Annotated in this window: 11 protein-coding genes; 1 reads left to right on the top strand and 10 read right to left on the bottom strand. The window is 70.1% G+C overall.

What is annotated here, in order from left to right:
- Position 1: 1 nt before the first annotated feature.
- The 7 genes from ACFVBH_RS12400 to ACFVBH_RS12430 all read right to left on the bottom strand — a co-directional run bounded on the left by ACFVBH_RS12400 (position 2) and on the right by ACFVBH_RS12430 (position 9,305).
- A complete protein-coding gene (locus ACFVBH_RS12400) occupies positions 2 to 1,813 on the bottom strand; it encodes a condensation domain-containing protein (RefSeq protein ID WP_379001400.1) in 1,812 nt (603 codons plus the stop codon).
- A 566-nt stretch (positions 1,814 to 2,379) separates the two neighbouring features.
- Complete coding sequence (locus ACFVBH_RS12405) at positions 2,380 to 4,182, bottom strand: long-chain fatty acid--CoA ligase (RefSeq protein ID WP_354984585.1); 1,803 nt, start codon at positions 4,180 to 4,182, stop codon at positions 2,380 to 2,382.
- 192 nt (positions 4,183 to 4,374) lie between these two features.
- Positions 4,375 to 4,887, bottom strand: coding sequence for a MarR family transcriptional regulator (locus ACFVBH_RS12410; RefSeq protein ID WP_354984586.1), 513 nt, complete (start codon positions 4,885 to 4,887; stop codon positions 4,375 to 4,377).
- Positions 4,887 to 5,891, bottom strand: a complete 1,005-nt coding sequence (locus ACFVBH_RS12415) for an aminotransferase class I/II-fold pyridoxal phosphate-dependent enzyme (RefSeq protein WP_354984587.1) — start codon at positions 5,889 to 5,891, stop codon at positions 4,887 to 4,889. Before ACFVBH_RS12415 ends, ACFVBH_RS12410 begins: the two co-directional genes overlap by 1 nt.
- An 8-nt stretch (positions 5,892 to 5,899) precedes the next feature.
- The gene (locus ACFVBH_RS12420; protein ID WP_379001403.1) at positions 5,900 to 6,916 is read right to left on the bottom strand and encodes a 3-oxoacyl-ACP synthase III family protein; all 1,017 of its coding nucleotides are present in this window, start codon (positions 6,914 to 6,916) and stop codon (positions 5,900 to 5,902) included.
- Entirely contained in the window at positions 6,913 to 7,575 is a 663-nt protein-coding gene (locus ACFVBH_RS12425; RefSeq protein ID WP_354984589.1) for an SRPBCC family protein, read from the bottom strand. The genes ACFVBH_RS12420 and ACFVBH_RS12425 overlap by 4 nt, the downstream gene beginning before the upstream one ends.
- Entirely contained in the window at positions 7,572 to 9,305 is a 1,734-nt protein-coding gene (locus ACFVBH_RS12430; RefSeq protein ID WP_379001404.1) for a thiamine pyrophosphate-binding protein, read from the bottom strand. Before ACFVBH_RS12430 ends, ACFVBH_RS12425 begins: the two co-directional genes overlap by 4 nt.
- Positions 9,306 to 10,054: 749 nt before the next feature.
- On the opposite strand from ACFVBH_RS12430, the gene ACFVBH_RS12435 reads away from it, so the two are divergent.
- Complete coding sequence (locus ACFVBH_RS12435) at positions 10,055 to 11,293, top strand: MFS transporter (protein WP_354984591.1); 1,239 nt, start codon at positions 10,055 to 10,057, stop codon at positions 11,291 to 11,293.
- A 19-nt stretch (positions 11,294 to 11,312) separates the two neighbouring features.
- Here ACFVBH_RS12435 and ACFVBH_RS12440 read toward each other — a convergent pair whose 3' ends face one another.
- Genes ACFVBH_RS12440 through ACFVBH_RS12450 form a run of 3 tightly spaced genes read right to left on the bottom strand, consistent with a single transcriptional unit; the run spans position 11,313 to position 14,555 of the window.
- The gene (locus tag ACFVBH_RS12440) at positions 11,313 to 12,518 is read right to left on the bottom strand and encodes a serine hydrolase domain-containing protein (RefSeq protein ID WP_379001407.1); all 1,206 of its coding nucleotides are present in this window, start codon (positions 12,516 to 12,518) and stop codon (positions 11,313 to 11,315) included.
- 34 nt (positions 12,519 to 12,552) lie between these two features.
- Positions 12,553 to 13,629 (bottom strand): 2Fe-2S iron-sulfur cluster-binding protein, encoded by a 1,077-nt coding sequence (locus ACFVBH_RS12445; protein WP_379001409.1) that lies wholly within the window; start codon positions 13,627 to 13,629, stop codon positions 12,553 to 12,555.
- Positions 13,626 to 14,555, bottom strand: a complete 930-nt coding sequence (locus tag ACFVBH_RS12450; protein ID WP_379001411.1) for an SDR family NAD(P)-dependent oxidoreductase — start codon at positions 14,553 to 14,555, stop codon at positions 13,626 to 13,628. The genes ACFVBH_RS12445 and ACFVBH_RS12450 overlap by 4 nt, the downstream gene beginning before the upstream one ends.
- Positions 14,556 to 14,588: the final 33 nt, after the last annotated feature.

The raw sequence follows: 14,588 nt of genomic DNA on the forward strand, positions 1-14,588 counted from the left end.
CTCAGCCCTGCGCCGGTGCGGAGACGAGTTGCGCCGCAACCGGGTTCGCCGCGTCCGCGTCGACTCGCGGAGCCTCGGTCCGCAGCGCGCTTCCCTGCCCGCCCGGGTCGGGTGCCGCACCGGGCTGCCCCGTCCGGTCGCATACGACGCCGGACCGGCTTGCTCGGCCGGGTTCCGCACCGGCGAGGGCCGGGGTGGCGACCGCCACCGCGGGTGCGGGCCGGCGTCCGGCCTCGTGTTCAGGTGCGAGGTGGGCGTCTCGCCCGGCATCGGCGAATTCCGATGTGCTCGTGAGCAGCACGCCCGCGAGAGCCGGATCACCGGCCGATTCTCGAAGACCGTCGGACACCGTGCTGCCGGGTGCGACGGCGGTGGTGATGCGCGCGGAGTCGGCGGTCGAGGTGTGGTCCGGGCCGACCACCCGGACCCGGTCGGCGGGCGGCTGCCCGGCGAACTCGCCTATGGCGCGGGTGAATTCGGCCAGGAAGCGGTCCATCTCGGCGGCGGGGAACGCGGCCGGGAAGCGGGTGGAGAAGCGGAGTCCGTCGGCGGCGCGGACCACCCAGAAGAAGACCTCGTCGCCGGAGTAGGACTCCGAGCGCAGGGTGTGCCCGCGCAGCGCCTCCACCAGCTGATAGTCCGGCAGGACCCGGATGTCCAGGAAGGAGATGCCGAAGCGGGGGCGGTCGGCGCAGTCCAGAAGTTCGAGGGCGCGGGTCCAGGTGGCGTTGTTGGCGACGCGGGACTTGCGCAGCGCGGTGCGGGTGGCTTCCAGCGCGCTGTCCGGGTCCGGATCCGGGGCGAGGGTGATGTCGATCGGGACCACGTTCACGAACCAGCCCATGGACTCGAGCCATTGCAGATCCGGGCGGGTGGCGATGGGCATGATGGCCCGCAGCGACAGGTACCCGTAGGCGCGGCGATACGCGATGGCCAGCGCCGCGAACACCGCGACCGAGAGCCGGTGCCCGCGGGCGGTGATCGCCTCCTCGATGAGTTCGAGTTCGTTGAGCGGCAGCAGTTTTCGCGACACGCTGGTCTGCGGCAGCACGGAGGGCTGCCCGCTGCCGGGCGCGATGGCGGGTTCGAAGCGGGGCAGCATGCCGCCCGAGCCGGCCAGGAACCGCTGCCACAGCCGCACCGGTTCGCAGCCCGGGGTGAGCGCGGCGGCGGAGCTGCGCTCGAGGGCGGCGAAATCGGCGGGACTGCCGAAGGTGATCGACTCGCGAACCTGCTCGCCGCGGGTCACCTCGCGGTAGAGCGTGCGCAGTTCCAGAATGACGATGGCCTGGGAGTAGGCGTCCATGACCGAGTGGTCGGCGGCGACCAGCACGGTGAAGTCACCGGTCTCGGGGTGCTCGACGGTCGCGAGCAGGCAGTGCGGCCACACCAGGGGCGAGAGCCGGATCTCCAGCGCCTCGGCGAGGTAGGCGTGGATGGCCTCGGGGGTGGCGACGGCGGGCACGGGGGTGTCGGCGACCGCTACCGCGTCCGGCGCGCAGACCAGGCGGCGCGGCTCGGGACCGTCGCAGTCCACGGTGGTGCGCAGGCCCTCGTGCCGGGCATGCCACAGCCGCACGGTGGTGCGCCAGTGGCCGGCGTCGAAGGGCGCGTCGAGTTCGAAGATGGTGCCGATCCAGCGGCCGCGCCCGGGGCGCGGATCGCCGGCGTCGGTCTCGCGGCAGTACCGCGCGTGGACGCTGGTGAGCGGCCGATCATCCGGGGCCCAGCCGCGGCCCGGACGGAGTTCCGGATGCCAGAGCGTCAGCCCGCCCGGTCGCAGGGCGAATTCGGATAGGTGGGTGTATTCCATAGCGACGTCCTCATCAAACAAAAGTGAATGGCGAACAGGAAGCTATTTGCGGAGACAGGCCATGCGAGGTGCGTTCATAACCTGTTCCTTTCGAACCTTCACCGGCTGGGCTGCGCGCTGATCAGCGACTTCGTGACAGCAGGTCGGAGAATTGTGGCGGCGACGCTGCCGAGAAGGGCGCTCAGATGGGCGCTCGACCAGGACACCATTTCCATCTCGATCCCGCAACGGTTCGAAACGCTAACAATTGGTTAACGGACGGTTCTCACACCTTTCACTGTGTGCCCGGCCACTTCTCGTATGAAATTGGTCCGTCATTCACTTTCGGCTGATTCGACGCGCGCGAACACACCCGCGGGCGCACAATCCCGGGGCCGCGGCGGACTACCCGCGGCGCGGAAGCCTCTCCCGATCCATCCCCGCTCCCCCTGACCGGCCGCCCATGCTCGAGGCAGCGAAAAATGAAGACCCGGAACGGGTTTCGTCCGGGTCTTCATCGTGATCTACGTATTCTGTTGTGCCCCCGCTGTTTCAGTCAGCGATGAGCCTGGCGACTGTTCTCCGAATCAGGAGTAGATCGCCGTCACCTCGGCGCTGTACTTCTCCAGCACGACATTGCGCTTGAGCGACAGCTTCGGGGTGAGTTCGCCGGTCTCCTGGGTCCAGTCGGAGGTGAGCACGCGGATCTTCTTGATCGCCTCGGCCTTCGAGACCTTGGTGTTGGTCTCGGCAACGGCCGCTTCGATTTCCGCGAGCAGCGCCGGATGCGCGGCCAGTGCCTCGATGGTGGTGTCCGCGGGAATGTCGTTGCGCTGCTGCCAGCCCGGCAGTACCTCGCGGTCCAGGGTGATCAGCACGCCGATGAAGGGCTTGTTGTCGCCGACGACCATGCACTGGCCGATGAGTGGATGCGCGCGCAGCGAATCCTCCATGGGGGCCGGGGAGACGTTCTTGCCCGCGGCGGTGACCAGGATTTCCTTCTTGCGCCCGGTGATGCTGAGGAACCCGTCGGCATCGAGCGTGCCGAGGTCACCGGTGCGGAACCAGCCGTCGACGAACGCCTCGGCGGAGGCGGCCTCGTTCTTCCAGTACCCGCCGAACACGACCGAACCTCGCACCAGCACCTCACCGTCCTCGGCGATGCGCACCGCGTTGCCCTCGATCGGCACGCCGACGCTGCCCACGCGGGTCCGGCCGACCTGGTTCACGGTGACCGCGGCGCTGGTCTCGGTCAGGCCGTAGCCCTCGAACACCGGCACGCCGATGCCGCGGAAGAAGTGGCCGAGGCGCGCGCCCAGCGGGCCGCCGCCGGAGACCGCGCCGTCGCACCGGCCACCAAGGGCCGCACGGAGTTTGGCGTAGACGAGCTTGTCGAACAGCGCGTGCTTGGCGCGCAGCAGCAGACCCGCGCCGCCGTTCTCCTGAGCCCTACTCCACTCGATGGCGGTGTCGGCCGCGGCGTCGAAGATCTTGCCCTTGCCGCCGTCGTGCGCCTTCTGCTTGGCGCCGTTGTAGATCTTCTCGAACACGCGCGGCACGGCCAGCACGAAATTCGGCTTGTACGAACCGAACTGGTCGACCAGGGTGGTCCAGTCCGAGGTGTGCGCGACGGTCACCTTGGCCGAGAGCGCGCCGACGGAGATGGCGCGGGCGAAGACGTGGGCCAGCGGCAGGAACATCAGGGTGGTGCGGCCCTCGGCGAGCAGGTGGCTCAGCGCCAGCTTGCCGGATGTGGCCTCGGCCAACAGGTTCGAGTGCGTGAGCATGACGCCCTTGGGGCGGCCCGTGGTGCCGGAGGTGTAGATCAGGGTCGCGGGCGACTCGGCGCGCACCGCGGCGCGGCGTTCGGTGAGCGCCGCGTCGTCGACCGATTCGCCGCGCGCGACCAGCTCGGCGACCGCGCCGCCGTCGATGCGCAGGGTCTCGGTGAGGTCGGGGGTGGTGATGCTCGCGACGGTCTCGGCGTGCCGGTCGTTCTCCACGATCAGCAGCTTGGTGCCGGAGTCCTCGAGGATCCAGCGCGCCTGATCGGTCGCGGAGGAGTCGTAGATCGCGACGGTGCACCCGCCGGCGGCCCAGATGGCGTAGTCGATGAGCGTCCACTCGAATCGGGTGGCGGCCATGAGCGCGACCCGGTCACCGGCCTGCACACCGGACGCGATGAGGCCCTTGGCCACCGCGCGCACCTGGGCGGCGAAGTCGGCGGCGGTCACCTCGGCGTAGCCGTCGGCGGTGGGCTTGTGGAAGGCCACGAACTGCGGGGAAGTCCGCTCGAGGTCATCGACGATATCGGTCAGGGCGGCGTTCTCGGCGATGGTGTACGTCGCCTCGGCCGTGAATTCGCGATGCGCGATCGTGGGCGATACCACTGGTCAACTACCTCCTTCGGCGCGTCCGAACGGGCAGGAAAGTGGAGCTGTCCGGAACGCGGGCACACTGCTGCTGCGGCCCAGGGTACGGGCCGATTCACAATGCTGGCCAAATGCGCCGTGGATCACAATGTGCGCGTGAACACCGAGACGGGCACGTCGATGTGCCCGGGACCAGCGGCGAAAACCGATTCAGCGGCCGCGCGCGAGGCTCACCATGGCGTCCAGGCGCACCCCGAGGGCGTTGACCTGATCGCGCAGCGCCTCGATGTCCTCGAGATCGATGCCCACCGAATCCAGCACGGCGTGGATCATGCGCTGGGCCGGGAGCTGGAGTTCACGGCTGGCGGGGGTGGCGTGCAGCAGCACCGCGCGGCCGTCGCTCTCGCTGCGGCGGCTCTCCACCAGATCGCGCGACTGTAGTCGCTGGACCAGCGGAGAGACCGTGCCGTAGTCGAGGTGGACGTGCTCGCCGAGTTCCTTCATGGTGATGCCCGGTCGTTCCCAGAGGGTCAGCAGCACGAGGTACTGCGGATAGGTCAGGGTCATCTGATCCAGGAAGGGGCGGTAGGCGGCGGTCATGGACCGCGACGTGGAGTACAGCGCGAAGCACAGCTGTGCGCTCAGCGACAGCAGTGCGTAGTCGATCTCCTCGTCCGCTCCGGCCCGGTGCCCATCGGGTGCGGAAGACGGATTTTCTGGCATTACTGCACTGTACTGCGCACCGTGGAGAGCACCGCGTCGGTCGCCGAGCGGTCGCCGATGGTGATGCGCAACCCGGTCGGGTAGCGCTTGACGTGGATGTCCGCCCCGGCGAGCGCGGTGCCCACCCGGTCGGTATCCGGCTCCGCCAGCGTGAGATAGGAGAAGTTGGCGTAGCTGTCGGGCACGGCCAGCCCGAGGTCGCGCAGGCCGGTGGTGAGCCGACGGCGGTGCCCGCCGATCATCGCCACCCGCGCCTCGATCTCCGGTTCGGCCGCGTAGCAGGCGCGAACCGCGACCTCGGCGAGGGCGTTCATTCCGAAGGGCACCTGCCAGCGGGCGATGCGCCGGATGAGCACCGGCGCTCCGACGGCGTAGCCGACCCGCAGCGCCGCCAGCCCGTACGCCTTCGAAAAGGTGCGCAGGACCAGCAGATTCGGATACCGCTCGAGCAGCGACAGCACGTCGATGCGCGCGTCGGGACCGACGAAGTCGACGTACGCCTCGTCCAGCACGACGGTGACCGTCGCGGGAACGCGCTCGAGGAAGTAGTCGAATTCCCGCGGCGTGATGAGGGTTCCGGTCGGATTGTGCGGGCTGCACAGCACCACCAGCCGGGTGTCCGCGTCCACCGCGTCGGCGATGGCCTCCAGATCCTGTCTGCCGTCCGGGGTGAGCGGCACCGCCACCGGCCGCCCGCCCGCCATGGTCGTCAGGATCGGATAGCCGTCGAAGGTGGGGGTGGCCATGACCACTCCCGCTCCGGCGGAACCGAATTCCTGCACGATGTGCATGATCACCCCGGTCGCCCCCGCGCCGACCACGATGTGATCGGCGCGCACGCCCAGGTGGTCGGCGATCAGGCGGGGCAGGCGCCGGGGCAGGAACTCCGGGTAGCGATTGGCCGAGGCCAGGGCCCGGCCCAGGGCTTCGCGGACCGAAGACGGTGGGCCGTAGGGATTCTCGTTGAGCTGCAACTGGTGACCGGCCCGGGTGATCGATCCCATGGCCGGCCTCAGCGCCCGCCCCAGCGCACCGCGGCCGCGGCCGCGAAGTCGCCCGCGTGTGCGAACCCGGCGAAGACCACCAGTGCGCCCGCGGGCACCCGGCCCTCGTCCACGGCCCGGTCGAAGGTCACCGGAATGCCCGCGGCGAAGAGGTTTCCGCACTCGTCGAACGTGTCGGGATGCCGCTCCGCCGGAAGTTGCAGCGCGTCACGCCAATTGCGCAGGAACGCGCGATTGGGCTGGTTGGTGACCAGCAGATCCAGTTCGGTGCTGGGGATTCCGAGCCGCCGGCACACGGCCTGGGTCACCTCCGGCACGATGCGATTGCCGCGGCCGAGCACCTTGGCGATCTTGGATTCGGTGAAGCCGACATGCATCTGGCCCGGCCCCGCCTCCCAGTAGCGGCGCGGCGGATCCGCGAGCACGGTCATCTGCCCCGCGAACTCGGGCAGGTGCCGGGTCTCGATGTCCAGGATCGGCGAGGCCCCGGACTTCACCAGCAGCCCCGCGCCCGCGCCGTCGCCGGGTATGGCGGCCTGCGGCTTCCCGCGGACCTGCTCCTGGGTGAATATCTGACCGGCCGAATTCTGCACGGTGACGATGAGCGCGGAGCGCGCGTCGGTGCTGATCAGCAGCTGCCGGGCGAGCTTCATGGCGTGCACGAAGGCCGCGCACCCGCCGTTGTGCAGATCGATGAGCCATTCGGGGTTGATGCCCAGGCGCGCGGCCACTTCACCGCCGTTACCGACGATGCCGGTCTCGGGCAGCTGGGTGTGCACGATGAGAATGTCCACCTCGCGCAACACTTCCCGGCCCCGGCGGGCCAGGATGGGCGCGATCGCGCGCTCGGCCATGTCGGCCGGGGTCTCGCCCGGCGCGACGTGGCGCCGGAACTTGGGCGCTTTGAACATGAGGCTGCCGGTGACGTCCTCGGGATCGGCGTAGCGCGCGAAATAGTCCGCGGACACGACGTTCTCGGGCAGGTATCCGGCGATGTCGACGAGGCTGACGGTGTCGGTGCTCATGCGCGGTCCATCCATTCGGGCTTGATGGGCAGGCCGTTGGCGTGCCGGTGTTCGCAGATCGCTTTGAGATTGCGCAGTTCGAGCAGATGCCCGGCGGCGAAGAGGTGCCAGAAGTCGCCGACCCACACCGGACGGCCTTGCGGCGCGGTCTCGGGGTAGCCGTTCTCGTCGTAGAACGGATGGTGACAGTTGGTCCACAGCACCACCGAGCCCGGTTTACCGAGCACCAGCTGTGCGTCGACCACCCGCATGAGGTAGATCATCCACAGGTGTTCGCCCTGGTCCCAGGCGCAGTGATAGTCCACGGTGCGGGTCTCGCGGCTGGCAACGGTGCGGGTGTAGATGCGGGTGTGCGAGCCGATGCGGTCGTCGGACACCCAGAGGCCGGGTTCGGAGGTGCGCTCGAAACCCCGCATGCTGTAGGTCCATTCGCCCAGGCTGCGGGTGTCGGACAGGTAGTCGAAGACCTCGTCCGGCGGGGCGGCGATGTACTCGTTGACGGTGCAGTAGTCGCCGAAGATCTCGTCGTGCGGATACACCGCGCGGGTCATGTCCAGCACCATCGGCATGCCCTCCTTCACGCTGAGGGTCTCGATGCGATAGACGCCGGGCACGTCCAGATCCGGCGCCTGGGCGGCGGAGTCGGCGAGTTCGGTCATGGGGTGGGCTCCTTCAGGAAGGGGGCGAAGGGCGGCACTTCCGCCGCGTCGCAACGGAGTTCGATGAAGACCGGCCCGGTTTCGGCGGCCGCCTTGTCCAGCGCGTCCTCGAAGTCGGCGAGGGTGTGCGCGGTCCGGGCGGGCAGGTCGGGGAACATGGCGGCAACGCCCGCGCCGATCTCCGCGGGCCGGAATCTGTTGAAGGTGTAGTCCCCGGAGTAGTAGAGCTGCTCGCGGGTGGCGCACATGGCGTGCGCGTTGTTGTTGAAGACGATGAAGGTGACCGGCACGCGGTACTCCACGGCGGTGTGCAGTTCGTGCCCGTGCATGAAATACGAACCGTCCCCGGCGATCACGACGGTCCGGCGGCGCCGGCCGAGCGCGGAACCGATGCCCGCCCCGAAGGAGTAGCCCATGCCGCCCATGCCGAGGGCGATCAGGAAGCGGCCGCCGTCGGGGACCGGCAGGTGGTGCACCACGGCCGCCCCGGTGTTCCCGGCGTCGGCGACGATGTCGGAGCCGGGCTCCAGTCGCGCGGCGATGGCGGCCACGGCCTCGCGGTAGCGCACACCGCTTCCGGGGGCCGGGGGTACCGCGAGTTCGGGCAGCGACCCCGAATATAACGGGGCCGCAACGAATCCCGGTCGTGAGGCGCGGGCGGCGAGCTCGAGCAGGTGCGCCCGCGGCGGGCCGGGCAGGCGCAGCGCGTTCGTGACGAAGGGCGCGTCCACCCCGACGTGCAGCACCGCGGGGCAGGCCGCGAGCGCGTCGTCCAGTCCGGCGCGGGCGGTCATCGGCAGGGCCGCGCCCGCCAGCACCACCAGCCCCGCCCCGGCCACCAGCTCCGGCGCGTGCGGGTGCCCCATGACGCCGGTGAGCCCGGCGAAGCGCGGATGTTCGTTGGGGAAGGCGTCTTTGGCATCGGGGGTGAGCAGCACGACCGCGTCCAGGGCCGCCGCCAGCGCGGCCAATTCGGCCCGGGCGTCGGCGCGGGCGATCTCGGGTCCGGCGATGACGACCGCGGGCCCCGCGGCCGCCGCCAGCAGTGCGACGGCCGCGTTCACCTGCGCTGTCCCCGGGCCCGCCGATGGCCGGGTCGCCGCCGGTTCGCGGTGATCGGTTCCGGCCGAGTCGTATTCAGCGCCGGCCACGGGAACGGCCGTGGCCGAGCCCGTTCCGGCGGGTCGCTGGAGCACGGGCGCGGCCTGAATGTCCTTGGGCAGCAGCAACGCCACCGGGCCGCCCGCCAGCGCGGCGGCGATGGCCCGGTCCAGCGCCGCGTGAATGTCCTGCGGGCGCGTCACTTTCACGCAGAGCCGGGTGACCGCGCCGAATATCCGCTCGGCGTCCAGCAATCCGGGCCCGCCGCCGGTGTCCTGGAACGCGCCGCGCCCCTGCTGGCCGATCGGCGGCTGCCCGACCAGGGCCAGCACCGGGACCCGTGAGTCGTACGACTCCGTCAGCGCGGCAAGCAGATTCATCGCGCCCCCGCCGGAGGTGGCGGCCACGACGCCGAGGCGGTTGGTGGCGCGGGCGTAGCCGTCCGCCATGGTCGCGGCCCCGAACTCATGTTTGGCGACGATGCCGGTGAGACCGTCCGCGCGGGCCACCGCGTCGTAGACGTCCTCGATATTGGCCCCGCCGACGCCGAACAGGTGATCGGTGTGGGCGGCGAGCCGCGCCACGATCACATCCGCCACGGTGCCGGAAGCCCTCCTGCTATCGGACACGAAACCCCCCTTCGAATTACATTGTGGGCGATGCATCGGACACAATGTATCTCCGGCGAAACCTCCGGAACAACGTGTCACAAATCACAGAGTTGCTCGAAAAGCGCTGGTGGACAGGCGATTAGGAGCGGCAGACGCCGAGAGCGGCGGTGCCGTCGAACCTGATGTCCCCGCCGCGCATCGCCCGGCGGGGACCCCGATCCGGACGCGGCGACCGCCGGATCAGCTGGTGGGCCGCAACCGGTTCGCGATCAACTCATGTGGTTCAACGAGCCGGGCGGCGTGCGGGTTCAATCGACTCGGCGATCTCCCCGCGAGGGGACCTTAAAACCTGCGCCGTCTTCTGCCGATGTGCGCGAGAACAGTACGAGAGACTTTGTATTGGGCGCGTGCACATCGGCCGGGCGCGGACCCGGATACGGCCGCGAACAGCACACCACGGCGGAGCCCGGAACCGCTGGAATTCGCGTTCATGTGCCCCCGCGTTGCCCATTTCGCAACCGGCGACGGTCACACTCTAAAGGGCATATGTCCGTTCTCGGCAGGTACCTGTCCGGTGGGTCCACCCCGCCCGGGATGCCCCGCCGGGCGCGCGGGCTGCCCAAGATTTTGAGGGCACCCCGGGGACCGCACCGCTCATTACTATGTGCGGGTTCGGAAGGCATTGGCGTAGACGGCTATCCAGGAGGGTGCGTTCGTGCTGCTGATCGTGGCATCTCGCCACGCCTCGATTCGATGAAGGGGCTCCGATGCCACGCACGACCCGGATCACCGTCATGCTGCTCTTCGCGGCCTGGGTGGTCGATTACATCGACCGGACGGTCATCAACTTCGCGCTCCCCGCGATCGGTGACGAACTCGACCTCGATCACACCCAGCTCGGTCTCCTGGTGTCGGTTTTCTTCCTGGCCTACGCGATCGCCCAGGTGCCCGGCGGACTGCTGGCGGACCGCTACGGCTCGATCCGGATCGGCGTCATCGGCCTGCTCGCCTGGTCGGTCTTCACCGGCCTGACCGCCCTGGCCTGGTCCTTCTCCGCGCTGCTCGCCATGCGGTTCCTGTTCGGGCTGGTGCAGGGCGTGTTCCCGGCCGCCGCGCTCAAGGCGCTGTCCGAGCGCACCCTGCCCGAGCAGCGCACCACGGCGTCGGGCTGGACCAATTCCTCCAACGCCGTGGGCATTCTGCTGGCCGCGGTGATCGCCGGGGTCATGCTGCCCACCCTGGGCTGGCGGGCGATGTTCGCGCTCATCTCGGTGCTAGGGGTCGGGGTGATCTTCGCGTGGCGGCGCTGGATGCCCGAGCCGCTCGCGCAGCAGGAGTCGCCGGTGACCGATCGCCCGCCGGCCGCGGACCGGCGGGCGGTGCTGTTCTCCCCCGCGCTGCTGGGCTTCGCGGCCATCTTCTTCGGCTACGACGTCCTGGTGTGGGGTGTCACGGCCTGGACGCCGACCTTCCTGCACGAGGGTCGTGGCGTCTCGATGACCCTGGTCGCGGTGGCCGCGGTGCCCTCGACCCTGGCCGCGGCGGCGGGCGTGGTGCTGGGCGCGCGCATGTCGGACCGCCTCGGCGGGCGGCCGCGCGTGATCGTGGTCCCGTCCATGGCGTTCACCGCCGTCATGCTGCTGATTCTGCCGCGCCTGGAATGGTTCCCGGCTTTCGTCGCGGCGGGCACCGTGATGAGCCTGGTGGCCGGGCTGGCCTTCATGCCCGCGTTCTCGGTGCCGTTGCGCGCGCTGCCGAGCGCCTATATGGGCGCGGCGTCGGGCGTGATCATCTTCGGCGGCCAGCTGGCGGGCGTGGTCAGCCCGCTGGCGTTCGGCATCGTCACCGACCATCTCTCCTACACCTCGGCGTTCGCCGTCATGATCATCGGCCCGGTGCTGGCGATCATCGCCGCGGCGCTGGTCCCGCAGACAGCCGACGAGTTCCGGGCGGCCGTCGCCGCCCGGAAACCGGTGGTCGCCCTCGCGAAGGAGCCGCTGTCCTGACCACGCTCCCGCGCCGAGGTCAGGCCGCGCGGACGGCCCCCGGCCCGGCATCGGCGACGCCCGCGGCGCGCGCGATGCTCGGCAGCACCAGCGACAGCAGGCTCATGTCCATCGGTAGGCGGAACATGTCCAGCCGGTTGTGGACGAAGCCGACCGACAGCCCGGACACGGGATCGGCCCAGCCGCCGGAGCCGCCCAGGCCCAGATGACCGAAGCCGCGGGGCGCGCCGAGCGTCGGCAGCGGGTGATAGCCCAACTGCCAGAAGGCGAGCCGGGACGGATCGGGATTGGTCCGCGTGTACCGGTCCAGGCCGCGGGCGATCCGCGGACTCAGCAGCCGGACGCCCTCGAACTCGCCGCTGTTGGCGATGACGCCGTAGACGCGGGCGATCGCGTCCGCGCTGAAAACCCCGGTGGCGGCGCCGTTCTCGGAGTGCGACAGGGCGGGCGCGGGTCCGCGCAGCGCGTCCTGCGCCCCGGTGAAGTGCATCGTGTTCAGGATCGTGCCGACCAGCGGCAGGCGGATCACGGCGGCGGTGATCGGCCGGCCCAGGCCGGTGCCGGTGGCCGAGACCCCGGGTCCGACCAGTTCGGCGACCGGGCTGCCGTCGGCGGGCGCGCCCAGGTGCAGGCCCGAAAGGCCCAGCGGCTCGGCGAGTTCGGTGCGGAAGAGCTCGGCCATGCTCGATCCGGTGACCGCGCGGGCCAGCCCGCCGAGCAGCCAGCCGTAGGTGAGCGCGTGGTACACCGGCAGCCCGCGGGTCCAGTCCGGGGTGGCCGCGGCCAGGCGCTGTTCCATCAGCTCGTGATCCAGGACGTCGGCGGCGCCGTGCACGAGCGGACGCAGGTCCGAGAGCCCGGCGCGGTGCGCGAGCAGATCGCGCACGGTGATGGAATGCTTTCCGCCCACGCCGAATTCGGGCCAGTACTCCGCGACCGGGGTGTCGTAGTCGAGCAGGCCGCGATCGACCAGCCGATGGATGACCAGCGCCGTGACGCCCTTGGTGGTGGAGAAGGACAGCGCCGTGGTCTCGAATTCCCAGGGAACCGCACCCGCGTCGTCGGCGGTGCCGGTCCAGATCCGGACCACGGGTTCGCCCCGCAGATAGACCGAGAGCGCGCCGCCGGTGCGCAGGTAGCTGTCGAACAGGCGCGCGAAAACGCGTGCGGTTCCGGCGAACAGGGGATCGGCGGTACCGCGGATACCTTCGGGCAGAGTACTCATGGCTGGCAACCTCATTGTCGGGCCGGTGGGGCTTTTACTGATCGAAGGCGATGTGCAGGTCGTCGGATTCGGGCAGGGTCTGGCAGGCCAGGGTCAGGCCCATTTCGAGTTCCTCGTCGATGAGGCACTCGTTCACGAGCATGCGGGTCCGGCCCCGTGCGACGCGACATACGCAGGTGCCGCAGGCGGATTCGCGGCACACGTACGGTGCGTCGATGCCGTGGTCCAGGAGCACGTCCAGCAGCTTCTTGCCGCGTGGCCACGGCAGGGTGTGCGTCGCGCCGTCGATCTCGACGCGCACGGTGGCGTCGCCCGCCGCGCCCGCGACGCCCGGCGGGGCGGTGGGCGCGAGGGTTCCGGTCGCGATCGGCGACGCGGGTGTGGGCGGCTCGAACGGGTTGTCCGTCAGTGAGCGGTATTCCTCCTGGCGGATCACGCGCTCGGATACTCGCAATTGTGCCAGGCCACGCTTGGCGACCAGGGTGAATCCGGGCGGGCCACACAGGTATATGTCCCAAGTGCGATAGGGGCGCATCCAGGTCGCCAGGCCGGGCGCGGTCGGTGCGCCCCGCTCGGATTCGAGCCAGTGCAACACCGTCAACCTGCGCGGATAGCGCTGCACCAGCTGCTGGAGCTGGCGCGCGAAGATGATCGAGGCACGGTCCCGGTTCGCGTATACCAGGGTGATCTTTCCCCGGCCCCGGGCCAGCGCGGATTTGAGAATCGACATGACCGGGGTGATGCCGCTGCCCGCCGCGCACAGCAGCAGATCCCGGTTCCAGGCACGCGGTGAGAAGTTCCCGGCCGGTTCCAGCACGGTGAGCAGGGATCCCGCGGTCACGTTGTCGCACAGCCAATTCGAGGCGTAGCCGAGCGGCGTCCGCTTGATCGTGACCGCGAGCCGGTCGTCGCAGTGCGGGCTGCTGGAGAGCGAGTAGCAGCGCGCCACCGATCCCGTGCGGGCGCTGGGTACCCGCACGGTGAGGAACTGCCCGGGTGTGTACTCGAACCGGCTAACGAGGCCGGCGGGGATCTCGAAGACCAGCGAGACCGCCTCCGCGGTCTCGCCGACGACCTCGTACACCTCGAGCCGATGGGCGCGAGGATTCATTCGACCGCCCCGCCCCGCCCTCGGGTGACCACCGGCGGCGCGCCGAACCGTTCGAGCAGCCAGGCCCCGGCCGCCTCCATGCGCTCCACCGAGATCGGCTGTGCCATACGCCGATTCACCCCCGGCGCGACGCGTGCGACGACGTAGCCGAGCCAGGCTTCGGCACGCACCGGCACCACCGCGAGGTCGAACCGGATCGCCCGGACCACCGCGCGCGCCACCAGATCCGGGCTCATCGGCGAGAACGGCAGCCGGGCCGCGAGATCCTGTACCCGCCTGGCGATCTCCTTCCCGCGTTCGACCAGTTCCGGATCCACGCCGACGGTGACGGCGTGGTCGCCGATATTGGTGTTGATCACCCCCGGGCAGACGGCGCTGACCCCGACGCCCCGCGGCGCCAACTCCAGTCGCAGGCATTCGGTGAGCATCTTGACCCCGGCCTTGGAAACCGAGTACGCCGACATGACCGGGGTCGGGGTGAACGCGGCCGCCGAGGCGATGTTGACGATGTGCCCGCGCCTGCCCTGATCGATCATGAGCCGGCCGAAGGTGCGGCAGCCGTGGACCACGCCCAGCAGGTTGACCCCGAGCTGACGCTCCCAGTCCCCCGGTTCCATGTCCAGGAATGCGCCGCTGACCAGGATTCCGGCATTGTTGACCAGAACGTCGGGCACCCCGTGGTCCGTGTGCACGTCGCGGGCGAAGGCGGCCCAGGCCCCGGGATCGGTCACATCCAACTGCAGCGCGACCGCCCGGTCCCCCCGGGCCTGGATCAGCGCGACCGTCGCGAGCGCGGCGTCCTTGTCGATGTCGGAGACGATGACCTGTGCGCCGTCGCGCGCGAAGCGCCGCGCCACCGCCCGGCCGATCCCGCTGCCCGCGCCGGTCACCACGACCAGGCGGGGGTCGATGTCGTTGAGTTTCACGAGAGCTCCTCGCCGGCGCCGATTCCGCCGAAA

This window comes from Nocardia sp. NPDC057668 (assembly GCF_042799795.1).
Lineage (GTDB): Bacteria > Actinomycetota > Actinomycetes > Mycobacteriales > Mycobacteriaceae > Nocardia.